This is a genomic window from Aeromonas enterica, from assembly GCF_054052465.1.
In genome coordinates, this window is record NZ_JBSTYL010000031.1 from 25,571 (window position 1) to 49,677 (window position 24,107).

At 59.6% G+C, this 24,107-nt stretch carries 16 protein-coding genes; 7 read left to right on the forward strand and 9 right to left on the reverse strand.

Annotated elements, in window-relative coordinates; translation table 11 throughout:
* Positions 1-146 precede the first annotated feature (146 nt).
* Together ACW5XD_RS21555 and ACW5XD_RS21560 are read right to left on the reverse strand one after the other, a co-directional pair.
* The gene (locus ACW5XD_RS21555) at positions 147-1,163 is read right to left on the reverse strand and encodes an aspartate-semialdehyde dehydrogenase (protein ID WP_456496652.1); all 1,017 of its coding nucleotides are present in this window, start codon (positions 1,161-1,163) and stop codon (positions 147-149) included.
* 205 nt (positions 1,164-1,368) lie between these two features.
* Positions 1,369-2,502: a 4-phosphoerythronate dehydrogenase gene (locus ACW5XD_RS21560; protein ID WP_456496653.1), complete on the reverse strand. Its 1,134-nt coding sequence runs from the start codon at positions 2,500-2,502 to the stop codon at positions 1,369-1,371.
* 370 nt (positions 2,503-2,872) lie between these two features.
* On the opposite strand from ACW5XD_RS21560, the gene ACW5XD_RS21565 reads away from it, so the two are divergent.
* On the forward strand, positions 2,873-3,595 hold the full coding sequence (locus ACW5XD_RS21565; RefSeq protein WP_456496654.1) for a phosphatase PAP2 family protein: 723 nt from the start codon (positions 2,873-2,875) through the stop codon (positions 3,593-3,595).
* 85 nt (positions 3,596-3,680) lie between these two features.
* On the opposite strand, the gene ACW5XD_RS21570 is transcribed toward ACW5XD_RS21565, so the two are convergent.
* On the reverse strand, positions 3,681-4,511 hold the full coding sequence (locus tag ACW5XD_RS21570; protein WP_456496655.1) for a MetQ/NlpA family ABC transporter substrate-binding protein: 831 nt from the start codon (positions 4,509-4,511) through the stop codon (positions 3,681-3,683).
* Positions 4,512-4,751: 240 nt separating this feature from the next.
* Here ACW5XD_RS21570 and ACW5XD_RS21575 point away from each other — a divergent pair, with 240 nt between their 5' ends.
* From ACW5XD_RS21575 to ACW5XD_RS21590, 4 genes are all read left to right on the forward strand, one after another.
* Entirely contained in the window at positions 4,752-5,291 is a 540-nt protein-coding gene (locus ACW5XD_RS21575; RefSeq protein WP_456496666.1) for a hydrolase, read from the forward strand.
* Positions 5,292-5,780: 489 nt separating this feature from the next.
* A complete protein-coding gene (gene asp, locus ACW5XD_RS21580; RefSeq protein ID WP_456496656.1) occupies positions 5,781-7,658 on the forward strand; it encodes a serine protease Asp in 1,878 nt (625 codons plus the stop codon).
* A gap of 18 nt (positions 7,659-7,676) precedes the next feature.
* Complete coding sequence (locus ACW5XD_RS21585) at positions 7,677-8,138, forward strand: serine protease chaperone (protein ID WP_456496657.1); 462 nt, start codon at positions 7,677-7,679, stop codon at positions 8,136-8,138.
* Between the two features lie 456 nt (positions 8,139-8,594).
* Entirely contained in the window at positions 8,595-10,976 is a 2,382-nt protein-coding gene (locus tag ACW5XD_RS21590; protein WP_456496658.1) for a beta-glucosidase, read from the forward strand.
* A gap of 88 nt (positions 10,977-11,064) precedes the next feature.
* Here the strand turns inward: ACW5XD_RS21590 and ACW5XD_RS21595 are convergent, their stop codons facing one another.
* The gene (locus ACW5XD_RS21595; RefSeq protein ID WP_456496667.1) at positions 11,065-12,042 is read right to left on the reverse strand and encodes a helix-turn-helix domain-containing protein; all 978 of its coding nucleotides are present in this window, start codon (positions 12,040-12,042) and stop codon (positions 11,065-11,067) included.
* A gap of 350 nt (positions 12,043-12,392) precedes the next feature.
* Positions 12,393-14,771 carry a phosphoenolpyruvate synthase gene (gene ppsA / locus ACW5XD_RS21600; protein WP_456496659.1) on the reverse strand — a complete coding sequence of 793 codons (2,379 nt, stop codon included), beginning with the start codon at positions 14,769-14,771 and terminating at the stop codon, positions 12,393-12,395.
* A 308-nt stretch (positions 14,772-15,079) separates the two neighbouring features.
* Between ppsA and ppsR the strand changes: the two genes are divergently transcribed.
* Entirely contained in the window at positions 15,080-15,892 is an 813-nt protein-coding gene (gene ppsR / locus ACW5XD_RS21605; RefSeq protein WP_456496660.1) for a posphoenolpyruvate synthetase regulatory kinase/phosphorylase PpsR, read from the forward strand.
* Between the two features lie 117 nt (positions 15,893-16,009).
* Here ppsR and ACW5XD_RS21610 read toward each other — a convergent pair whose 3' ends face one another.
* Positions 16,010-16,303, reverse strand: coding sequence for a hypothetical protein (locus tag ACW5XD_RS21610; protein WP_456496661.1), 294 nt, complete (start codon positions 16,301-16,303; stop codon positions 16,010-16,012).
* A 362-nt stretch (positions 16,304-16,665) separates the two neighbouring features.
* Here ACW5XD_RS21610 and ACW5XD_RS21615 point away from each other — a divergent pair, with 362 nt between their 5' ends.
* Positions 16,666-18,042, forward strand: a complete 1,377-nt coding sequence (locus ACW5XD_RS21615) for an amino acid permease (RefSeq protein WP_456496662.1) — start codon at positions 16,666-16,668, stop codon at positions 18,040-18,042.
* A gap of 271 nt (positions 18,043-18,313) precedes the next feature.
* Here ACW5XD_RS21615 and ACW5XD_RS21620 read toward each other — a convergent pair whose 3' ends face one another.
* The 3 genes from ACW5XD_RS21620 to ACW5XD_RS21630 all read right to left on the reverse strand — a co-directional run bounded on the left by ACW5XD_RS21620 (position 18,314) and on the right by ACW5XD_RS21630 (position 24,072).
* A complete protein-coding gene (locus tag ACW5XD_RS21620; protein ID WP_456496663.1) occupies positions 18,314-19,018 on the reverse strand; it encodes an SIMPL domain-containing protein in 705 nt (234 codons plus the stop codon).
* 54 nt (positions 19,019-19,072) lie between these two features.
* Entirely contained in the window at positions 19,073-19,630 is a 558-nt protein-coding gene (locus tag ACW5XD_RS21625) for a hypothetical protein (RefSeq protein WP_456496664.1), read from the reverse strand.
* Positions 19,631-19,716: 86 nt separating this feature from the next.
* Positions 19,717-24,072 (reverse strand): DUF5801 repeats-in-toxin domain-containing protein, encoded by a 4,356-nt coding sequence (locus ACW5XD_RS21630; RefSeq protein WP_456496665.1) that lies wholly within the window; start codon positions 24,070-24,072, stop codon positions 19,717-19,719.
* Between the last annotated feature and the right edge of the window lie 35 nt (positions 24,073-24,107).

The following is a 24,107-nucleotide window of genomic DNA, read 5'->3' on the forward strand; positions in this document are numbered from 1 at the left end:
GAGTGTAGGAAAAAACTTAATCAGTTGATATCACGAAAAATTCTCGGGGCCATAGAGTGCGGCGCCGGTCACATCCACACCGCATGCGGGTGGCAGGTTTCACGCCCGATGGGGTTCCTTCCCCATCGGGCCAGCCGATCCGCGGATCAGAGGTAATCGCGCACCAGCAGTTCGGCAATCTGCACACTGTTGGTCGCGGCGCCCTTACGAACGTTATCGGCCACAATCCACATATTGATACCACTCGGATGAGAAATATCCTGGCGAACCCGGCCAACCAGCACCTCATCCTTGCCGGTGGCATCGCGCACCGGGGTCGGATAATCCGCTTCGTCATCGAACAGGGTAACGCCGGGGGCATTGCGCAGCAGCTCTTTGACCTGATCCGCATCGAGCGGCTGGTGCAGCTCGACGTGGACCGCCTCGGCGTGACCGTAGAACACCGGCACCCGCACGCAGGTGGGGTTCACGGCAATGGTGGCATCGCCCAGGATCTTCTGGGTTTCCCACACCATCTTCATCTCTTCACGGGTGTAGCCGTTGTCGGTGAAGCTGTCGATCTGCGGGATCAGGTTAAAGGCGATCTGTTGCGGATAGAGGGTCGGTTCCACCGGGCGACCGTTGAGCAGCTGCGCGGTCTGGCCGGCCAGCTCGCTCACCCCCTCCTTGCCGGAGCCGGAGACGGACTGGTAGGTCGCCACGTTGATGCGGGCTATGCCCACTTCGTCGTGCAGCGGCTTGAGCGCCACCAGCATCTGGATGGTGGAGCAGTTCGGGTTGGCGATGATGTTGCGGTTGCGAAAATCGGCCAGCGCGTCCGGGTTCACTTCCGGGATCACCAGTGGGATGTCTGCGTCGTAACGGAAGCAGGAGGTGTTGTCGATGACGATGCAGCCGTGCTCGGCGGCAATCGGCGCCCACTTGGCAGAAACCTCGGCCCCGGCGGAGAAGAGCGCTATTTGCACCTGGCTCCAGTCAAACTCTTCCACGTCCTTGATCTCGAGGTTCTTGCCGCCAAAGCGCACGGTATCACCGGCGCTGCGGCTGGAGGCCAGCGGATAGAGGGTGCCGACCGGGAAGGCGCGCTCCTCCAGAATTTCGATCATGGCCTGACCCACGGCGCCGCTGGCGCCCAATACCGCTACGTTGAATTGCTGACTCACTGATGTTCTCTCCTGTGGAATTACCCATGGATGGCACCGGTTAACCGCCACTATCCATGGTGTCGCTGACGCACGCTGGCATCACAGTTGGCAGGCTGACCTGCCCGATAGGGGATTTGGCATCATGCCAAACCGGACAAGGGCGGAACCGGGTGTGGCACCGGATCCGCCCATTTTCTGGTGTTGCATTCGGGATTGAGTCGGCTCACCCGGCCTGAATGCCAAAGCCGAGCCGGGCCAGAGTATCGCCGGCGAAAGGGCCGCAGACATGCAACGAGGATAGCTCGCGCCGCTCCGGATAGTGTTTGCGCTGTTCATCGAAACTGCCGGGCAGCTCAATCCGGTTGCGAAAACGGGCATCGTCGCGACGCACGTCATAAATAAGATGCACCAGCTGCTTGATCAACGCCTGATCCACCGGCTGACCCGGCGTCAGTGCGCGCACCTCGGGGGCTGGCAGCAAGGATTGCAGATCCTGGCGCGCCGCGCGGCCCAGTTGCTGGCACAGCGCCTGATAGAGCATCCAGGTGCCGCGCGCCTTGCCCTCCAGGCTGTAACCCGCGATGTGAGGGGTTGCTATCTCGGTATGGGGCACCAGGGCTCGCAGTGGCTCTGGCTCCCCTTCCCACACATCCATCACCAGCCGCAGCGGCGCCTGGCTCTGCTGGCGCGCCAGCAAGGCCTGGTTGTCCCACACCTCGCCACGGGAGGCGTTGACGAGGATCTGTCCGGCCGGCCGCGCGGCGATCACCTGCTCGTCCAGCAGGTGGAAAGTGGCAACCGGCCCCTCGCGGGTGATGGGCACGTGGAAGCTGACGATGTCGGCGCCAAGGGCGCTCTGGTAGTCGACAAACGCTCCCGCCTCTCCCGCCTGCGCGGCGGCCCGGGCGCGCGGCGGATCGCAGCGCAGCACCCGCATGCCGAGGGCCTCGGCCTTGCCCGCCACGCATTCCCCCGTGTTGCCGGCGCCTATGACGGCGAGGCTCATCTCGCTCAAATTGAGCTCATGACGCTCGGCCAGCACCAGCAAGGCACTCAGCACATAGTCACCGACCGAATACTTGTTGCAACCCGGCGCACTGAAGAAGGAGATGCCCCGCTCGGCCAGCAGCGCCTTGTCTACGTGATCCGTGCCTATGGTGGCGGTGCCGACGAACCCGAGCCGCGGGCTGGTGGCGAGGAGCTCGGCATCGACCCGGGTCACGGAGCGCACCAGCAGCACATCGGCATCTTGCAGATCCACCGCCTGCATCTGTCGTCCTGGCAGGGGGATCACCTCGCCAAATTCGGCAAACAACTCAAGGGCGTGGGGCATATTTTCATCAACGACGATCTTCATCGGGCTCTCTCACTTCGCAACCGGCCACAGGCGCGCCATTCTAGCCCAAACCAACCGAATTTTCAGATGCTTATTCGCCCATCTCCTTTCACCACAGTCGCTCCGCCCGGCCTGCCCAAAGCGGCCAGATGCCCAGACGCTGGTTCACCCATGCCCCTTCACCACAGTCGATCCACCAGACCGGCCCAAGCCGCCAAGATGTTCGGATGCTGACGCCCCATGCCCATATCGCCATGTCGGCCCGGGCCACACTCATTTGTAACCCCATGTTACAGCCCGGCCGGTACGACTTGACCGACAAGCCGAGGCTGGCACAATGGCGCCTCTTTTCTATCTGCCCCTATTACACGCACCCGTTACGAGCCCTGTTATGCCGACTCATGCCTCTTCGTTGCCGCGCCGCCAGGTGCTTGGTTTCAGCGCCGCCCTGATCCTGCCGCTGCTACTGCTGGCCTGCCTCCCCTGGCAACCCTTTATGAGCAACGCTCTGCAATCGGGTTGGCTGTGGTGGCCCTACGCCCTCACCCGCATGGTGGATCTGCCCGGCCTCGCCGTCAGCATCGCCGCCCTCTTGCTGCTGACCCGGCACAAGCTGACGCTGAGCCTGCCCGCCACGCTGGCCCTCGGTGGCGCCCTGTTTGCCGTGCTGGCGGGAGACTGGGCCATCAAGAGCCTGGTCAAACACCTGACCCAGGAGCCGCGCCCCTATCTGCTCTGGCTTGAGAGCCAGAACCTGATCCCCGCCATCCAGCAGTTCTACGCCAGCAAGGTGGAAGTACGCAGCGAGCAGGTGCATGCAGCCAGCCTCTTGCTGGCCCTGCCCGAGTGGCTCGGCAACCACTGGCAGGCGGAGGTGAACTACGCCTTCCCTTCAGGCCACAGCATCGCCGCGATGAGTCTGGCCCAGTTCTTCGGTCTGATCTGGCTGGCCCGCGCCCCTGCCGGGGTCTGGCTGCTGCCGCTGTGGGCGCTGGGCATAGGCCTGTCACGGATGCTGATCGGCATGCACTGGCCGCTGGACGTGCTGGCGAGCGCCCTGCTCGGCAGCCTGACCGCACTCGTTGCCGCCCGCTGGTGGCTGCGCCGCTACTGACGCCTGTGACGACGCCAACAAAAACCGGGCACCTTCTGGTGCCCGTTTTTGTTGATGCGATAGCGTCACATACCGATGGCCATGCTCAGTTGCTGGCGCTCTGCCCCTGCCAGCCCTCGGGATACTTGTAACCCACGAAGCGCTTGGCGGCATAGGCCTTGAATTCGGGGGAGTTGTAGGCCGCCGCCACGTCCTTGGCAAACGGCTGCCCGGCATCGGCGCTTTTCACCACCACCCAGTTGATGAAGTTGTAGCTGCGCTCGAGGAACAAGCCCTCGCTGAACGCAATGCCGCTGGAGGCGGCGAAGTTGCCGTTGATGACGGAGAAGTCCACATCTTCCCGCGAGCGTGGCAGTTGCGCTGCTTCCAGCTGGATCAGCTTGATATTGTGCGGATTTTTCGCCACATCAAACTCACTCGCCTTGAGCGGATTGATCCCCTCCTTGAGGGTGAGCCAGCCCAGATCCTGCAGCATCAGCAGAGCCCGCGCCTGATTGGTCGGATCGTTGGGAATGGCGACCGTGCTCCCTTCTTTCAACGCAGTCAGCTCGCCCAGCTTGCCGGCGTAGAGCCCCATGGGGCCGGTCGGCACCTGGGTGATGGGAGCCAGCGACAGGCCCCTGTCTTTTGAGAAACTCTCCAGATAGGGTTTGTGCTGGAAGCAGTTCACGTCGAGCGAGCCATCGGCCAGCGCGATATTGGGGGTCACGTAGTCGGTGAATTCTACCAGTTTGACCTTGTAGCCCTTGGCCTCCAGCTGCGGCTTGATGGAATCGGTCACCATGTCGGCAAAGTCCCCGACTGTCGTGCCAATCACTATCTCTTTCTTGGCCGGATCGGCGGCAAGAACGGAAAACGGCAGACTGCTGGCCAGCAGTGCCAGCGCGGAGAGGGTGAAGAAGGAACGACGCTGCATAAGAAACTCCCTGTCAACATGATCAAAACGGTGGCCTATGATGACGCCTGCCACCATGGATATATTCGCCACAACCATCTAGCCATCCAAACGGCTAATTAATGCCACCATAACAGAGCCTCTTCCCGTCGCCAAGCAACAAAACAGGGCAAGCTTATTTATCGCAAGCCATAGCCTTTGATATAAGGACTTCATATGGCAGAGATCCATCACCCATCTATTTTCAGCCAAGGAGCCATCATGCTGACCGTCTCTACCACAGGCCTGCTGGTCGTCGATATTCAAGGCAAGCTGGCACGGCTCGTCGAGGGGAGCCCGGCCCTGATTGCCAATAGCGCACGGCTGGTACAAGGGGCCCAGGCACTGGGCTTGCCGGTTGTCTGGCTGGAACAAAATCCGGACAAGCTGGGACCAACGGTGCCCGAGCTGCAACCGCTGCAGAGCGACGCCCCCGTGCTGACCAAGTTCAGCTTCGGCGCGCTGGGGGAGCCGGCAGTGGCCGCTGCGCTGGCCCGGACGGGCAGGCGTCACTGGCTGGTGTGCGGCATTGAGGCCCATATCTGCGTTTACCAGACGGTGCTGGGACTGCTCGACATCGGCGCCGATGTCTCCCTGGTGGTGGATGCGGTGTCGTCCCGCAGCGCCGCCAACCGTGACTTGGCCATCGCTCAGCTGACCGCCCGTGGCGCGCGGCTCACCTCGGTGGAGATGTGCCTCTACGAGCTGCTGGGGGATTGCCGTCATCCGGCGTTTCGCCCGATCCTGGCCTTGATCAAATAACGGCTGGCCACTCGCGGCCAGCCCCTCACATAAACACGGCGCCACTGGCGCCGTTTTCATTGCCGCCTGGGTGCAAAACCCGCCTCCCGGCATGGCAGGCTTGCCGGCCACATAACGCCCGCTTGAGTATGTGTCATATCTGGTCAGGGCCAGCCCAACGCGCCGGCCTCGGCACTGCCGCAGCCAAGGTGAATGGTGAATGGTGAATGGTGAATGGTGAATGGTGAATGGTGAATGGTGAATGGTGAATGGTGAATTAATAACATCTTGACCTATAAAGACAAAGATCAATAAACGCCAACTGAGAAAAGTTCTCAATACAACACATAAAAGGATTCACTGGAACCCCCATATGGTTGAAAACAGATTTGTGATGGGATTTTTTTGAGCCTTATCCCAGATCAGGAATGAGCCCTTTTTGGCTCTGTTTTTCCCGTGTATAGATGCCAGTCGCACCCAGGACGGTGCGATATAAGATGGAGTTTATTAATGAGAAAAACATCGTTGGCGTTGGCAATCTCGGCCCTGCTCTCGGCCCTGCCTATCGCCTCAGTTCAGGCTAATGAGAGTTGCACCCCGCTCACCGGTAAAGAGGCCGGACTCGATACCGGTCGCAGCAGCGCAATCCGTTGTCTGCCCGGCATCAATCCCCTGCAGGACCAGCAGTGGCACCTGCTCAACAACGGCCAGAATGCCTTCAGCCCCCGCGGCGGCGTGGCGGGCAATGACCTCAACCTCTGGTGGGCACACCGCACCGAGGTATTGGGTCAGGGCATCAACGTAGCCGTGGTGGACGATGGCATGGCCATCGCGCACCCGGATCTGGCCGACAACGTGCGCCCCGGCTCCAAAAACGTGGTGACCGGCAGCAGCGATCCGACCCCGACCGATCCGGACAGTGCCCACGGCACCTCGGTATCCGGCATCATAGCCGCGGTGGACAACACCATCGGCACCCTGGGGGTGGCCCCCCGCGCCCAGTTGCAGGGCTTCAACCTGCTCGATGACAACAGCCAGCAGTTGCAGAAGGATTGGCTCTACGCCCTTGGCGGCAATGCCGTCACCGCAGACAATCGGGTCTTCAACCAGAGCTACGGCATGAGCCTGGTCGATCCAGAAGGGGCCAACGGGCTGGATCAGATGCAGCTCGATCGCCTGTTCGAGCAACAGACCCAGCAGGCGCAGGGGGCGGCCTATATCAAGGCGGCGGGCAACGGCTTCAACCGGATTGCCTCCGGCAACTATGTGCTCAACCGCACCGGCAACCTGCCCAAGCTGCCGTTTGAGAACAGCAACATAGATCCCTCCAACAGCAACTTCTGGAACCTGGTGGTGAGCGCCATCAACGCGGACGGGGTGCGTTCTTCCTACTCCAGCGTCGGCAGCAACGTCTTCCTGAGCGCCCCCGGCGGGGAATACGGCACGGATGCGCCCGCCATGGTGACCACGGATCTGCCCGGCTGCGACATGGGGTACAACCGGGTGGACGATCCCAGCACCAACCGGCTGCACAACAACCCGCAACTGGATGCCAGTTGCGACTATAACGGCGTGATGAACGGCACCTCCTCGGCCACCCCGAACACCACGGGCGCCATGGCGCTGCTGATGTCCGCCTACCCGGACTTGTCGGTGCGGGATCTGCGCGATCTGCTGGCCCGCAACGCCACCCGGATCGATGCCAATCAGGTGCCCGTGCAAGTAAGTTACACGGCCGCCAACAGTCAGCGCCGCCAGGTGACGGGTCTGGAGGGGTGGGAGCGCAACGCAGCCGGCCTCTGGTACAGCCCGACCTATGGTTTCGGCCTGGTGGATGTGAACAAGACCCTGGCCCGCGCCGCCAGCCACGAACCGCTGCCGCCACTGGTGCAGTTGCCTTGGCAGAAGGTGACGGTACGGGATCGCGCCGTCGGCGCCATCCCGGATGTGGGCAGCAGCCCGACCCGCTCCAGCACGCAGGTCGATCAGCCATTGACGGTCGAGGCCGTGCAGGTGATGGTGAGCCTGGATCACCAGCGGCTGCCCGACTTGCTGATCGAACTGGTCTCGCCATCCGGCACTCGCAGCGTGCTGCTCAACCCCAACAACAGCTTGGTGGGGCAATCCCTCGACCGGCAGCAGCTGGGCTATGTGCGCACCAAGGGGCTGCGTGACATGCGCATGCTCTCCCACAAGTTCTACGGCGAACCGGCTCAGGGCGAATGGCGCCTGGAGGTGACCGACGTGGCCAATGGCAGCCGCCAGGTCTCGCTGCTCGATCGCAGAACCAACACCCGCAGCACCCTGACCGAGCGCAACAACAGCCAGCCGGGTCAACTGCTCGACTGGTCCCTGCGGGTACTCGGTCACGACGCAGTCCGTTCCTGATCACAGAGGAGTCATAACATGAAACACAGCTTACTCAGCCTTGCCCTGGCAAGCCTGCTGACCTCGGTCTGCGTGTACGCAACGGCCGACGAGTCGGTGGTGATCGATGGCAAGCAGTACAACACCATTGAGGTGAATGGCAAGACCTACCTGACGCCGGATAACGGCAGCAAGAAACGGGTCGCCCGCAGTCTGGATGGCAAGGTGCCACAACAGACCCTGCGCCGCGGCGATGTCCTGCTGCAAGGGGTCGCCAGCCCTGAGCTGACCGTCAGCGGCACCCTGCTGGTGGAAGCCGATGACAATCATGCCAAGGCGCTGGCGGGCCGCCACGGCCTGCAGTTCAAGCAGAGCAGCGGCGGCATCGCCCTGCTGGAGGCCAAGCCCGGCACGGATCTGAACGCCATCGCCACCCAGCTCAAGCAGCAAGGGGTCCGGGTGCAGATCGAACTGGCCGGTGCACTGAAACAGCCAAAGTGAGCAAGCCCTTGCGCTGACAAGCACGAGGTATCTTGCACACGCCGAGGGGGCCGCTGGCCCCCTCTCTTCTACCCGAGCGTCTGCGCCCCGCATCTCACGGCACATCGCAACCCAAGCCGGACCGCCCCTGCTGTCACCATCCTCCTTCGTGGACCCTACGACCTCCCCTTTCCCCTCCCTGCCGTGCCGCTTGGGATGCGACCCCTGTCACAACTTGGCACCCTTGCACCCAACTGCACATTTCTCGCTCCCCCCGGACAAGGCGCCGCCCGCCCGACTTGCTAACCTGCCTGTGGCTCCGGCCATGGCGGCACCCTTGCACGTGCCCCCTGGCCCACTCTGAGCCGTCATCGATATCCATGGAAACCCGCCATCAGAGCGGCCGCCCGGCCCAGTCACTTGCCGGTGTCGATATCGCACTTGCTTTTTTATTCAGACAGTTACGAGGAAATCTTCATGCCTATCACGACAAAAATGAAAGCGGTTTCACTCGGCATAAGCCTGGCGCTGACCGGGCTGCTGGTTGGCTGCAACCAGAATGACTCGGACCCCCTGGTAAAAGACGATGCCTATTACCGCAGCCAGGCCGAAGCCATGGTGGCCAAGCTCACCCTGGGCGAGAAGCTAAGTCTGCTCTCCGGCCCAGGTTATGGCAGCGCCGACGGCGCCATCAACCTCAAACAGGATGTCGCCGGGGTAGCGGGCTACATCAACGGGGTGGCACGCAGTGCCGACGGCATCGACATTCCGGCCCTGAAACTGGCCGATGGCCCGGCGGGCCTGCGGATCAGCGCCAATCGCGACGGCGACAGCGCCACCTATTACGCCACCGCCTGGCCCATCGGCTCCCTGCTCGCCTCCAGTTGGGACGTCAACCTGGTCAAGTCCGTGGGGGAAGCCATGGGGGATGAAGTGCGCCAGTACGGGGTCGACATACTGCTGGCCCCCGGTATGAACATTCAGCGCAACCCGCTCAATGGCCGCAACTTCGAGTACTACTCGGAAGACCCGCTGCTGACCGGCAAAATAGGCGCCGCCATGGTCAACGGGGTGGAGAGCAACGGGGTGGGCACCACCATCAAGCACTACTTCGGCAACAACTCCGAGACCAACCGCAACCAGATCAACGACATCGGCGAGCCGAGAACCTTCCGCGAAATTTATCTGCGCGGCTTCCAGATCGCGGTGGACGAAGCCCAGCCCTGGGCTGTGATGACCTCCTACAACAAGGTCAACGGCACCTATGTCAACGAGCGCAGGGATGCCGTGACCGATGTGCTGCGCGGCGAGTGGCAGTTCGACGGTCTGGTGATGTCCGACTGGTTTGCCGGCGACGTGGCCAACAACGCCTACAAACAGGTGTTGGCGGGGCAGGATTTGATCGAACCGGTCAACGTCAAGGAGCAGTTGCAGCAATCCATCGACCGAGGCGATCTCGACGAGGCCAGGGTGACCGAGGCCGCCATCCATATCCTGACCCAGGCGATGAAGAGCCCCTCCTACAACCAGTTGGCCGTCAGCAACAGCCCGGATCTGGTCGCCCACACCAAACTGGCTCGCCAGGCCGGGGCTGAAAGCATGGTGCTGCTGCGCAACGAAGCCGCCGCCCTGCCCATAGCCGCGACCAGCAAAGTAGCCAGCTTTGGCATCAACCAGATCAACACCTACAAGGGGGGTACCGGCAGCGGGGATGTGAACGCCGCCAGCATCACCACCATAGCCCAGGGGCTGGCTGCTCGCTTCCAGGTCAACGAGGCGCTGCAATCCTACTACCGCGATTTTTACGAGAACAACAAGGTCTATCACGAGGGACTATTCGGTGCCAAGGGCTACTACACCTGCGACGAAGCGCCCGTGACCGGCGATCTGGCGGCCCTTATTGCCACGGCGGCAGCCACTCAGGAAGCCGCCGTCATCAGTATCGGCCGCCAGGCAGGGGAAGGCGCGGATCGCAGCAGCGGCAAAGGAGACTACCTGCTCGGCGACGACGAGATCGCCCTCATCGATGCGGTGAGCAGCGCCTTCCACGCCCAGGGCAAGAAGGTGGTGGTGGTGCTCAATGTCAACGGCGTCATTGACACAGCCCAGTGGGGTGACAAGGTGGACGCCATACTGCTGGCCTACATGGCCGGTCAGGAAACCGGCCATGCGGTGGCGGACGTGCTTTCCGGCACGGTCAACCCGAGTGGCAAGCTGGCCCAGAGCTTCCCGCAAAACTACGCCAGCGTGCCCTCCTCCAGCACCTTCCCGGGTGAGGATACTGACGGTGACGGCGAGCCGGACGATCTCTACTACAACGAGGGGATCTATGTGGGCTACCGCTACTACAGCACCTTCGACAAGGCGGTGTCCTACCCGTTCGGCTTCGGCCTCTCCTACACCAGCTTCGGCTACACCAGCCCCGCGATCGCCACCAATACCCTGGCCGATGGCGCGGCCGGCAGCCTGGTGCTGACGGCAACCATCACCAACACGGGTGCCGTGGCAGGCAAGGAGGCGGCCCAGGTCTATGTCACCGCCCCCGAGGTCAAACTGCAAAAACCGACCATAGAGCTCAAGGCCTTTGCCAAGACCAAGCAGCTTGCCCCGGGTGCTAGCGAACAGCTGAGCTTCACCATTCCGGCCAGCATACTCGCCAGCTTCGATGAGGCCAGCAACCAGTGGATCGTGGAGCCGGGGAGTTACAGCGCCTACATCAGTCCCTCCTCGGATGTCTCCGCCAGCACGCCGGTCAGCTTCACGGTGAGCAAGGAGATAGTGGTGAGCAACACCACGCCCGGGGCACTGGCCCTGCCCAGCGGGGTGGACGTCGCCACCGTCACCACGGTGACAAAATAAGCGAGCATGGGTAAGCAATGAAGCTGATGGGGCGCCCCTCTTGTTGCTTTCACCCTTGGCGGGATCCGGCGCAGGTCGGATCCCGTTATTATTGACGGATATTGCGATAGGCCAGCGGGGTCATATTGGTATTGGCCTTGAAGAAACGATTGAAGGCACTCTGGGAAGAAAAACCCACCAGATCACTGATATTTTGCAGCGGTTGCTCTCCCTCTCCCAATAAACGGCAAGCCTCCATCACCTTGACCCGTTTCAAGATGGCGGAAAAGCTGTTGCCCTCCCCCTGCAATTTCCGGTTGAGGGTCCAACGGCTGATATTCATGGCCGAGCAGACATCCTTGAGTAAATGGTCATCGCTCTCCATGAAACCACCGCGAATTTTATGGCGGATCATATCCGCCACCAGATTGGCAAAAGGCACCCGCTCATCGATATTGCTGCAAATATGCGCGAGCTGGCGTGTCTGCAAGCGGCAAAGCGGGCCGTTGTAACTATCGGCGCGGCTATCCAGCAGGGCATTGTCGATGGTCAGGGTGTTGCCTGACTGATCCCAGCGACAATGGGCGCCAAAGAAATGATCCAGCTGGCGATGATGGGCCGGCGGCTTGCCGACGAGCCCCACAGAGATGCCAAGGCCGGGTGCATAGACCCGCAAGATCCGGTAGAGGATGACGAAATTGGGGATGGCCTGACTCGCGCCAAGGGCGGCAGGACCTTGATTGATATACTCATATTGGCTGAACAGTGCCCCTCTTCGCACCACAAAGTCGTCGCAGTTGCCGATGACGGTGCGATAAGCCAACAGAGCCTCGATAGCGGCGCGAGGGGACGGCTGATTCAGACACAGGCTGAGGAGCGCAGGATAATGCTGGTAGAGCTCGGCGATATCGTAAGACAAGATGCTCTCGTGAAAGCCGCTCAGATACCGCTGCATCAGGCTCAGCATGCGATAATGGCTATGAGCCAGGATCCGGCCATGCTCACGGTGAATATCGAATGGCGTCAGACCGGCAGCCATCAGGATGGCATCCGTATCTCCCCCTTGCTGCTGGCAGGCCATCAGCATTCTTCTGATCACCTGATTTGATACGCTCTGTGACATCTGTCTACCCTGGCATATTGATGTTAATGACAAAAAACGTATTTATTGAATTAAGCTGGCCGCAATAAAAACCTATTTATCCCGCCTTGCTCGACATGACATGCATATAGTAATCCGCTCACCTCGGCAGGTTTATTATGGGGTGGCGATGAAGTGAACAGATGTAACAGAGTGTAAAACCAAGATCTGGTGCGCCTATTTTGAGCGGGAATAACGAATATCCAGGACAAATAATTCCATCTGGTTTATTACACGATAAAAATGGCGCCCTCCTGGGGCGCCATTTTTATTATTCAGGCAGGAACCGGCGAGGATCAGCCAGTCTTGTGTTGCTCGGCCAGATAGAGCCAGGTATCGACCACGGTATCCGGGTTGAGAGACACAGAGTCTATTCCCTGCTCGACCAGCCAGGCGGCGAAGTCCGGGTGATCGGACGGGCCCTGACCACAGATGCCGACATACTTGCCCGCCTTGCGCGCAGCCTGGATAGCCATCGACAGCAACGCCTTGACCGCCTCGTTGCGCTCGTCGAACAGGTGGGCGATCAGCCCCGAGTCCCGATCCAGCCCAAGCGTGAGCTGGGTCATGTCGTTGGATCCGATGGAGAAGCCATCCACGTGCTGCAGAAACTGATCCGCCAGCAGGGCGTTGGAGGGGATCTCGCACATCATGATCACCTTCAAACCTCGCTCGCCACGGCGCAGCCCGTTCTCGGCCAGGATGTCGATCACCTGTTCCGCCTCGCTCACGGTGCGCACGAAGGGGATCATCACCTCGACGTTGGTCAGTCCCATCAGATCCCGTACCCGCTTGATCGCCTCGCATTCGAGGGCAAAACAGGGGCGGAAGCTGTCGGCAATGTAGCGCGATGCGCCGCGGAAGCCGATCATCGGGTTCTCTTCGTGGGGCTCGTAGCCACGGCCACCCACCAGGTTGGCGTACTCGTTGGACTTGAAGTCCGACATCCGCACTATGACCCGCTCCGGCCAGAAAGCGGCGCCCAGAGTGGCGATCCCTTCGGTCAGCTTGGCTACATAGAATTCACGGGGGCTGTCATAACCCGCGATCATCTTGCTGATGGTGGCCTGCAGTTCAGTGCCCTGCTGATCGAACTCCAGCAGGGCCTTGGGGTGCACGCCGATCATCCGGTTGATGATGAACTCGAGGCGCGCCAGACCCACGCCAGCATTGGGCAACTGGGCAAAGTCGAACGCCCTGTCCGGATTGCCGACGTTCATCATGATCTTGATGGGCAGGCGTGGCATGTTGCCCACCTCGGTCACCGCCACATCGAAATCGAGTTCGCCATCATAGATGAAGCCGGTGTCCCCTTCCGCGCAGGAGACGGTGATAAGCTGGCCCGGCTCAATGCGCCTGGTGGCATCGCCGCAGCCCACTACCGCCGGAATGCCCAGCTCGCGAGCAATGATGGCGGCGTGACAGGTACGCCCGCCACGGTTGGTAACGATAGCCGAGGCCCGCTTCATGATGGGTTCCCAGTCCGGGTCGGTCATGTCGGTGACCAGCACGTCGCCGGGTTGCACTTCGTCCATCTGGCTGATGGAGGAGATGACCCGCGCCGGGCCCGCGCCAATCTTGTGGCCGATGGCACGCCCCTCGATCAGCACTTTGCCCGATTGCTTGAGGGCGAAGCGCTCGAGCGTGTTCGCCTCCTGGCGGCTGCGCACGGTTTCCGGGCGAGCCTGCACTATGTAGAGCTTGCCGTCCTGCCCATCCTTGGCCCACTCGATGTCCATCGGGCGGCCGTAGTGCTGCTCGATGATGAGGGCCTGCTTGGCCAGCTCCATCACCTCGGCATCCGTGATGCAAAAGCGGCTGCGCTCGGCTTCCATGGTGTCGACGATCTGCACCTGACGGCCATGGCTGGCGTCGCTGGAATAGGTCATCTTGATGAGCTTGGAGCCGAGGGTCTTGCGCACCACGGCAGGACGCCCGCCCCTGAGGGTTGGCTTGTGCACATAAAACTCGTCAGGGTTGACGGCGCCCTGCACCACCATCTCGCCCAGGCCCTGGGCCCCGGTGATGAATACCACGTCGTTGAAGCCCGACTCGGTATCCAGGGTGAACATGACACCGGAGGCGGCGAGATCCGAGCGCACCATGCGCTGTACCCCGGCCGACAGGGCCACGCCCTTGTGGTCATAGCCCTGATGCACCCGATAGGAGATGGCGCGATCGTTGAACAGTGAAGCAAACACATGCTTGACGGCAATCATGACGGCATCGATGCCGCGTACGTTGAGGAAAGTCTCCTGTTGACCGGCAAACGAAGCGTCCGGCATATCCTCGGCGGTAGCGGAGGAACGTACCGCAAACGAGGCATCCAGCCCACCACTCAACTTGTTGTAGGCAACCAGAATAGCCTGCTCCAGTGCTGGTTGGAACGGCGCCTCTATCACCCAGTTGCGGATCTGCTGGCCAGCCCGGTTGAGGGCGCCAATGTCATCTACATCCAGGCTATCGAGCAGATTGTGGATCTTGCCGTTGAGGCCGCTTGACTCCAGAAACTCGTTAAACGCAAAGGCGGTGGTAGCAAACCCGCCCGGCACGGATACACCGGCACCAGAGAGGTTGCTGATCATCTCGCCAAGGGATGCATTCTTGCCGCCAACTCGTTCTACGTCCTGCATTCCGAGTTGCTCGTACCAGAGTACGTACTGTTGCACTTGCATGTCTCCAGGTTGGTGGGCACTGTGCCGTCATGGCACCTTGTGCGCCAGTTTATGTGCGTTATTGTCTGTTTCTACTGTTGCCAACGACCATGAAAACGTTTTCTACTTATTGTCAAAAAAATCCCCGAGCAAGATTTGGGGATGGTCGAATGACACAGACATTCTACAATGCCAACACAAAAAGGTAACGACTCAGGTTTGCAAGCCACTTCACAACTTGGGCACAGCAGACTGGTTGACAAAAACGATATGGTTTCGAGAGATACTTCTTGCTTGCCAGCAAGCCGACCCCATCACAGGAGCACCCAGTGCACACCGTATTTTATGTTTCCGACGGCACCGCCATCACCGCCGAAGTGTTCGGCCACGCCGTCTTGAGCCAGTTTCCGCTGGTGTTTGAGCAAGTCACCATCCCCTTCGTGGAGACGCAGGAAAAAGCCAGGCAGGTGCGGGCGCGCATCGATGAACAGTTCCGCCAGACCGGGATACGCCCCATACTGTTTCACACCATAGTCGACCCTCTGGTACGCGAAGAGGTGCTCAAGGCCCAGGCCAGCAGCCACGATTTTCTCAACACCTTCGTCAGCCCGCTGGAGCAGGAGCTGGGGGTCAAAGCCGAACCCAGACTGCATCGCACTCACGGCATGGAGAATCGCAAGCTCTATGATGATCGCATCGAGGCGGTCAACTTTGCCTTGGCCAACGACGATGGCATCACCACCAAGGAGTATGAGGAAGCGGACATCATCCTCATCGGGGTCTCTCGCTGCGGCAAGACGCCGACCAGTCTCTATCTGGCACTGCAATTTGGCATTCGGGCCGCCAACTATCCCTTTATCGAACAGGACATGGGCACCCTAGTACTGCCCACTGCCCTCAAGGCCAACCGCCACAAGCTGTTCGGACTCACCATAGCGCCCCAGCGGTTGCACGAGATCCGCAACCAGCGCCGCGCCAACAGCCGCTATTCATCTCTTGAGCAGTGCGAGCAGGAGCTGGCGAGCGTGGAGCGGCTGTTTCGTCAGGAGGCAATCTGCTTCCTCGACACCAGCTCTCATTCGGTGGAGGAGATAAGCGCAAAAATTCTGGAGGCAACCGGCATGCGCCGTCAGCTCTATTGAACTGGCCCGGGCTGCGGAGCTAAGCCCGCCCCCGGCACGGTCCATGTGAGACAAGAGGGCAGGATGACCGGCAGAAATGAAAACCGAGCCAGATGCGGCGCATCTGGCTCGGTTTTTTTATGGTTGACGGGAACGGGAGGCAGGGCTGTTCAACTCCTTGTTGTTCATCAGCATGGCATAGAAGTTGAGCACGCCATGACGCCGGCGTACCCATTCGGTCAACCAGAGTGCGGGCAGTAGACCAACCGCACCGGCTGTCAGCAGCACGGTTCGAAAGTGCATCACCAGATAATCATCACCCTGCACAGCCCAGACCAGCAGGCATCCCGCCGCCATAGTCAGCAACAAAGGAGAGAGCCAGACTGTCAACCAGAGTATGACAGCCAGCAGGCTGCCAATAATACGTTGCATGAATCACATCCTTATTTACCGAGGAAACTTCATAAAACAGCAATCAACGAAAGAGTCAACCCGCCAGAATTCGATTGCACACATTGCGAGCAACCACTCCCCTCCAGCACATTCGAATCATAAAAAACCTGTCTTGTGCCGAAAAAACCGGCGAATAATGAGGAAAACAGGTGCATGTACGACCGATTATCACTATTCTGCTTCCGTTGGTAGCCGCCACAAAAAACAATAAGCGGCCTACCGTAACGAAATAAATACGAATTTCGTCACGTTTCAAGCACGCTTTGCCGTGCAAGGTCACATAGAGTGACTCGACGGGCGAGATGACAGACGAGTGACATCAGAGACGTAAGGAAGGAAGAATGGATCTTCAACAAGACGGCGAGGAGCTGAAGCGCGGCCTGAAAAACCGCCATATCCAGCTCATCGCATTGGGCGGTGCCATCGGTACCGGCCTGTTTCTCGGCATTGCCCAGACCATCAAGATGGCGGGCCCTTCAGTGCTGCTCGGCTATGCCATCGGCGGCTTTATCGCCTTCCTCATCATGCGCCAGCTGGGCGAGATGGTGGTAGAAGAGCCGGTTGCGGGCTCCTTCAGCCACTTTGCCTACAAATACTGGGGTGACTTCGCCGGTTTCGCCTCCGGCTGGAACTACTGGGTACTCTACGTACTGGTGAGCATGGCCGAGCTGACGGCAGTCGGCATCTATGTCCAATACTGGTGGCCCGAGATCCCGACCTGGATGTCGGCTGCCGTCTTCTTCGTACTGATCAACGCCATTAACCTCTCCAACGTCAAGGCGTTCGGCGAGATGGAGTTCTGGTTTGCCATCATCAAAGTGGTCGCCATCGTCGGCATGATTGGCTTTGGTGGCTATCTGCTCGCCAGCGGCAATGGCGGACCAGATGCCAGCATCACCAACCTGTGGGACCAGGGCGGTTTCTTCCCCAACGGCATCAGTGGTCTGGTGATGGCGATGGCGGTGATCATGTTCTCATTCGGCGGTCTTGAGCTGGTGGGGATCACGGCCGCAGAGGCGGATGACCCCGAGAAGAGCATTCCCAAGGCCACCAATCAGGTTATCTACCGCATCCTCATTTTCTACATTGGCGCTCTGGCCGTACTGATGTCCCTCTACCCCTGGGGCAAGGTGGTGGAAGGTGGCAGTCCCTTCGTCATGATCTTCCACGCGCTGGACAGCAACTTGGTGGCGACCGTGCTCAACATGGTGGTACTGACTGCCGCCTTGTCGGTCTACAACAGTTGTGTCTATTGCAACAGCCGTATGCTGTTCGGCCTGGCCAAACAGGGCAATGGCCCGCGCAGCCTGCTCAAGACCAACAAGAGCGGCGTGCCCGTGGTAGCCATCTCGGTCTCCGCCGCAGCAACCCTCTTGTGTGTGCTCATCAACTATCTGATGCCGGGCAAGGCGTTCGAGCTGCTGATGGCGCTGGTGGTATCCGCCCTGGTCATCAACTGGGCCATGATAAGCCTCGCGCATTTGAAGTTTCGCAAGAGCAAACGGGCCGAAGGGGTTGAGCCCAAGTTCAAGGCATTCTGGTACCCGTTCGGTAACTACCTCTGCCTCGCCTTCATGGCTGGCATTCTGGTCATCATGTACCTGACTCCGGGCATCCAGATCTCGGTACTGCTCATCCCGGTCTGGATCGTCGTGCTGGCCATCGGCTATCAGTTCAAGCAGAAGCGTCGTGTACGGGTTGCCACCAACCTGGGTTGATCCCGCGCCACCTCGTTACACCATCAGATGCCGGTCACCGACCGGCATCTTTCTATCCGCCATCTGCAACTTGCTGCGTCAGAGTACAAGACCAGCCACCGACGCCACCCGCCTTTGCATCATATAAAATCATGCATGATCGGGAGCCTGCCAGTCACATCGTCATCCGGTTGCCGCGCTCTCGCCTTCAGCTTGCCAGATAAAAACGACAAGCCCGAGGGGATGAGCCTCGGGCCTGGGATAAGTTCGACAAGGCCGGATGGCCAACGCCTTACTCCAGCAGGAAGACGGCCTCCACGTTGTCCGTGATGCTGATCTGCTGCTGTTGATAGCTGTTTTCCATCATGTCGGCGGCTGGCGCCATGGCGGCAGCCTTGAGTGCACGGCTATAGATGGGCATGGGGGTGTTGTTGCGGTACTCGACGCTGTAAACCTTGCCAAGCTTCATGCCGAACGCCTTGGCCAGGGATTCCGCCTTGGTTTTGGCATCTTCCACCGCACCGATACGCGCCTGCTCCTTGATGGTCTGCGGCGACTTGAGGCCGTACTCAATCTGGGACACAGACTCCAGACCCGCCTTGAGGGCGGTATCCATCAGCTCGCTCAGTTTGTCGAGCTGGTAGAGTTTGACTGCGAGTTGACGCTGGGCACGGTAGCCCACCAGTTCCGGCTTCTTGTTCTGCGGATACTGATATTCGGGGGAGATCACCAGATTGCCCGCCTCCACGTCACTGCGCTTGATACCCAACCCTTCCAGCTGGCCAAAGAAGGCCGCGACCTTGCCATCCACCTGCTGCTTGGCCTTGATGCCCTGTTTTTCCAGCGCGGTCACCGACACATTGAGGGTCAGCATATCGGGTTCGGCCTTCTGCTCGGCGTAACCACTCACTACCAGATGCGGGGCTTGCGGTACTTCAAGCGCGAATAACGGGGCACTGATAACCAGAGCGGAAAGAGTAAGAAGGGGACGCCACATAAAAAAACCTCAGTCAATTAGAGTGAGGTCATTATGCCCGTGGTCGAATGGGATTCATATATCGTGCAATGGCGGTATCTGATCCAGCACCTGATTGGTCATGTCAATGTTGATGCTGATCTCGTTGCCCATCAGCTCTTGATGACTGGGAGCCATCGGTGCGCTGCTGCGGGAACCGAGCACGACGTCATCATCAAAATGGAAGGAGTCCCACGACAGAACGTGTCCTTGCTGCGGGTTTACAGGGTCAGCTGGTGTGGACGTTATGAGTGGAACACAGTCGATGCTGTCGGAGCGCATGAGTAGATCCTGCAGACAGGTATCACTCAGACTCTGCAGCGAATACTCCTGCTGCCCCTGATCATGCCCTACCAGCACGACCATATGAGGTGGCTCTGCATCTGCTGCCGGAGTGAAAGCGATGGTGGCAGAGGCGAAGTCCACATTGAGGGAACCCGCCACTTCGCCATCTTCGCTCTCCAGATCCAGTGCATCAATCCGATCACCAGCCATCGTGGCCTGATAGCCAAACTGGCCAGTGCAGGTAATGCTGCCCTGCCCATCCCAGCTATAGCGAATGCCATCGATATCAACCCAATTGAATGACTGCATGGTGACCCTCTCCTGTACTGCCGCTATCTTAGCCGCCCCCTTAGTCAAAAAACAGGGGCCAGGCATAGCCCGGCCCCATTACCCGATTACGGATCAACCTTGAGATTGCCATCATCCAGCAGCTGTTTGATGATGTCGTGGTTCGTCGTCAAACTGCCACTCTGATCCAGATCGAGACTACTCTGGAACTGTACAGTCAACTGGGAACCTCCACTTGGTAGTCCGTTGGTATCTATGGTCAGTTTGTTGGTCGTGGTATCAAACTGCAGGTAGTTGTTGAGCACCGTTGCCAAATCATCGTGATTGGCGCCCGAGGGGACCCCAACCAGCAGATCTGACAGATCCAGCACGTCACCGCCGTTGGCAGGGTTACCCAGTGTAAAATCGGTAATGTTGTCGGTACTGCCATCTGCATTACCAGCAATCCACTTGAAGGTGTCACTGCCCGCTCCCCCCGTCATGGTGTCGCTGCCCAAGCCGCCGATCAGCAGATCGTTGCCATCTCCTCCTTGCAGTATGTCGTTGCCAATCCCACCGATCAGGGTGTCATTACCCGATTCCCCATAGAGGGTATCGTTGCCGCTGCCACCATCCAGCACATCATTACCCGAGCCCCCCACCAGGGTATCCTTGCCACCCATACCGTACAGCAGGTCGTCTCCGTCGCCGCCGGACAAGATGTTGTCCAGACTGTTGCCCGTCATGCTGTCACCAAAGTCGGATCCGATTGCGTGCCCTTGTGTACTGCTGAAGGTCACATTCACACCACTGGCTGAGGTGTCATAGTCCAAGGTAAATGGTGCTTCCGGCAACAGGCTAAGACCAATGTTGCTGTGAACGGCGTCCCCATCTCCATCTGTCAGCGTGACCGGCAGTTGCAGACTCACTGGAACTCCGGGGGTTGCAACGCTGGAGCCGAAGTCCCCAATCTTGAAGTCGCTCCCGGCTGCATAGTGGAATTCCAGACTGTTATAGCCATCTGCGGTATAGGCTGCCAGCTTGGTATTGGAGACAACTCCTGCCACTGTCGCGACATAAGCAACAGCAGAGCTCGGATCACCGTCGGTAAAGTTGACCGTGAAGCTGTGTCCTCCCACTGCCACGGTCTGGGACATACCTGCCCCTATGCTAACAATCTTGGTCGACCCGCCGTAGCTGATTGCCACAGCGGTCAGCGACTCCTTGTTGCCATCACCTATATCGTTGTCATTGTCCACATCCTGACGGGCAACCAGTTGTACACTGGAGCTGCTATTGATCGCTGTAAACATTGCGGAGGCGCCATTGACATCGTAGTGAGCCTCAAAGGCATGGGTTTGATTGGCCAACGTGCCGTAGGAACCACCACTGACCGGATTACCTGTCAGGTCGATAACAAAATCGATTCGCATCCCTTCGCCAGACCCAACGGAGGCACCACTACTGATTCCACCCGTATTGGCGGATGTATTCACAGTGCCGCCATCCACACCATTGGTCATCGCCGTCAGCAGCAGATCCTTGCTGTTGTCATTAGCTGTTGTATTAAAACCAGCCCAAGAAGCATTGCCACCGACGAAGTTGTATCCCCCGCCATTGAAGTCGATCGCGGTCTGTCCGCCATCCACCTCACCGATCATTTGGACTTGATAAGTCGCAGATGAAGGTTGCAAGGTTGCAATGAACACGGTACCGGCCGCCGTTGCAGCGGTCAGTATGGTGCCATCCAGTGACAGGGTATAGGTGACAGGCAAGCCACCCGACGTCATGCCACTGCTGCTGCCATTCAAGCTACTGTCGAAACGAATGGCTCCACCATCAGCCCCGTAGTTGTTGGACAAAGAACCATCGCCATCCAGCAGGAAGGTGCCCGTGACTCCGGATTGGTTCAGCATGACGCTCATGGCAGGGGTCATGACAACGGGCACATCGTCTTCAACTTGTACGATGAAGTCCCGAACCAATACAACATTATCGGTACCTTCATTCGCCGTGATCGCATTGGACAGATTCAGCGCTTTCAATTCCAAGTCATTGCCATCAGCCTGAGCGTGATCAATCGATCCTTGGAGAGTAAAGGTGTAATCACCATCAGCTTCGACAGCCAACGTAAAGATGGGTTTGCTGCCTGCCATCGCAACCAGGGTATCGACGCCGACACCATGAATAATGCTGTAGGTAATCGCCACACCACCAGAGGTCAATGCAGGCAAACCGGCTGTATTGCCGACGCCGAAATTGACACCAATACTGTCGACCACCATATGAGCCAGGGAACCAGCAACTGTGGTCAGGGCCGGATTGTTGCCAGGCAATCCGGTGGGCAGGCCATCTTCGAATACAGAAGCCGTGATCGGAGTGGTGTCCAGTACCAGGATCTTCAGCAGTGCGCTGGAGGTATCACCGTCAGCGTCCACTATGGTGTAGGTAAAGGTTTCCTGAGTATCAACAGACACATCATTGGGTGGTGTGTAGGAGTAGGAACCATCGGAATTCACCACCAACTGGCCACCCAAGGCTGTCGGGATTGCACCTGTTGACCCCCCTTGCACCAGGAAGGTCACCACATTGCCATTGATACTATCTGCGACTCCCACATAGGCAGCGGGATTGCTGACGGTGAAGCTCACCTGCAGCACGGTAGCAGGAGAATCTGCACCGACACTGTCTACACCGGCGCTCGCATCCACGTCCGTGATCACGTTGCCGGTAGCGGGAGGCGGCACGGTAGCCTGCAACGTTGCATCCAGGTCATAGATGTTGTTGACCAGCGTTACCGCATCCCCATGATCTTCTACCAACCCAAGCTGAGCGATCGCCGACGCATTGCCGCTGACATTCAAACCCACCGCGTAAACTTCAACATTGTTGTTGTTCACAAAGCTGGTCCAGCCGGCAGGGACGTTGCCCTCATTGGGCGCACCGTCCGACAGGAAGTAAACCTTGGTTTCATACCCAGCCAAGGCTGGGTTTGCCAGATCCGCCGTCAGTTGATTCTGCGCCAATACGAGAGGCGCGTTGTAGTCGGTACCGCCTCCATCTGTCGGCAAACCGGAAATGCTGGCCTTGGCAACATCCGGATCGCTGGTTTGCGGGATCAAGACTGCACCACTGGCAAAATCAATCACAGTGATGGTCAAGGGCACGCCCAAAGCGACATAAGAATCAATCATATGATTCAGTGCACTCTGCGCCAGTTCTAGGCGATTCGGCGAACCATTCGTCGTCGTACCTATCTGCCACAACATGCTGCCAGATGTGTCTATCACCATGATGAGGTTGAAGGGGGGCAGCCCGGCCTCTGCCACAACCACACTGTTGTCTTTTGCGGTTGGCACGTCGTCCTCGAAGTTGAGGTTACCACCCAAGTCCGCACTCACCGTGCCGGTCGCAGTGTCGTTGTCGCCATCCACCACCGTCACCGTTGCACTCAGCAGCACCTTGCCACTGGCCAGGCTGATAACGCTGTTGTCGTTGCTGTTGTCCACGTCCTCCGGCACATGATCCAGCGCCGCCGACTGGGTCAGCGTCACTGTGCCATTGCTTGCCACGCTGATGCGGAACACTTCGCCCTCACTGGTTGCACCGACAATGTCGCTGCCCACCTTGGTCAGGGTGATGGCCAGCCCGTTGCTGGTCAGCTCGCTGTTGCTGTCGGTCACGCTCAGGCTGTAACTGCCCACCGTGGTGGTGCCCGCACCGTCCGCGCCATAGCTCGGCACTGCCGCCGCCAGGAACGCCGCCGCAAAACTGCCGGTCGCCGTGTCACTGGCTGCACCAATGGTCTGTGCATCCTGGGTGGTCAGGGTGATACTGCCGTCCGCCACCGCATTGATGGTCACACGCGGACTGTCATCCTCGAAGCGGAACACGCCGTTGGCGCCCAGGTCCACCGCCGCACTGGCGCGGTCGCCATCGGCATCCGTCACGGTCTGCACCAGGGTCAGTACCCCGCTGCCCAGGCTCAGCGCCACACTGTCATCCGCATTGCCGCTGTCGCCATGCCAGACGTTGTCCAGCAGGGCCAGCGTCACTTCCCCGCTGGCCGGGTTGATGGTCAGGGTGAAGTAGTCCACCCCACCCGCGCTGCCGGTGATGACGTTGCCCACCTGGTTCAGCACGATGGCCGCACCCTGGCCATTGGCCGCTTGCGGGTCCACCGCAAACAGACCGCTCACCACATTGCTGCCGCTCAGCGCCAGGTTGTAGCCGATACTGCCCGCCCCGTCGGCCCCGAAGGCCGGATTGAACTGGGCCTGTACATTGGCCGCGCTCAGGCTGGCACTGGCCACCCCGTCGCTGCCGGCGCCACCCAGGCTGACCAGGCTTTCATCCACGGTCGCACCCAGGCTCGGCGCTTCCACCGCCAGCCCGGCCCGCGGACCATCATCTTCAAACCGGAACACACCGTTGGCGCCCAGGTCCACCGCCGCACTGGCGCGGTCGCCATCGGCATCCGTCACGGTCTGCACCAGGGTCAGTACCCCGCTGCCCAGGC

Excerpts from the sequence above, each read along its gene's own strand:
- ACW5XD_RS21570 (WP_456496655.1), bottom strand. The coding sequence starts at position 4,511 with ATGCAGCGTCGTTCCTTCTTCACCCTCTCCGCGCTGGCACTGCTGGCC.
- ACW5XD_RS21615 (WP_456496662.1), top strand. The coding sequence starts at position 16,666 with ATGGATCTTCAACAAGACGGCGAGGAGCTGAAGCGCGGCCTGAAAAAC.
- ACW5XD_RS21560 (WP_456496653.1), bottom strand. The coding sequence starts at position 2,502 with ATGAAGATCGTCGTTGATGAAAATATGCCCCACGCCCTTGAGTTGTTT.
- ACW5XD_RS21620 (WP_456496663.1), bottom strand. The coding sequence starts at position 19,018 with ATGTGGCGTCCCCTTCTTACTCTTTCCGCTCTGGTTATCAGTGCCCCG.
- ACW5XD_RS21565 (WP_456496654.1), top strand. The coding sequence starts at position 2,873 with ATGCCGACTCATGCCTCTTCGTTGCCGCGCCGCCAGGTGCTTGGTTTC.
- ACW5XD_RS21595 (WP_456496667.1), bottom strand. The coding sequence starts at position 12,042 with ATGCTGATGGCCTGCCAGCAGCAAGGGGGAGATACGGATGCCATCCTG.
- asp (WP_456496656.1), top strand. The coding sequence starts at position 5,781 with ATGAGAAAAACATCGTTGGCGTTGGCAATCTCGGCCCTGCTCTCGGCC.
- ACW5XD_RS21585 (WP_456496657.1), top strand. The coding sequence starts at position 7,677 with ATGAAACACAGCTTACTCAGCCTTGCCCTGGCAAGCCTGCTGACCTCG.
- ACW5XD_RS21590 (WP_456496658.1), top strand. The coding sequence starts at position 8,595 with ATGCCTATCACGACAAAAATGAAAGCGGTTTCACTCGGCATAAGCCTG.
- ACW5XD_RS21575 (WP_456496666.1), top strand. The coding sequence starts at position 4,752 with ATGCTGACCGTCTCTACCACAGGCCTGCTGGTCGTCGATATTCAAGGC.
- ppsA (WP_456496659.1), bottom strand. The coding sequence starts at position 14,771 with ATGCAAGTGCAACAGTACGTACTCTGGTACGAGCAACTCGGAATGCAG.
- ACW5XD_RS21625 (WP_456496664.1), bottom strand. The coding sequence starts at position 19,630 with ATGCAGTCATTCAATTGGGTTGATATCGATGGCATTCGCTATAGCTGG.
- ACW5XD_RS21610 (WP_456496661.1), bottom strand. The coding sequence starts at position 16,303 with ATGCAACGTATTATTGGCAGCCTGCTGGCTGTCATACTCTGGTTGACA.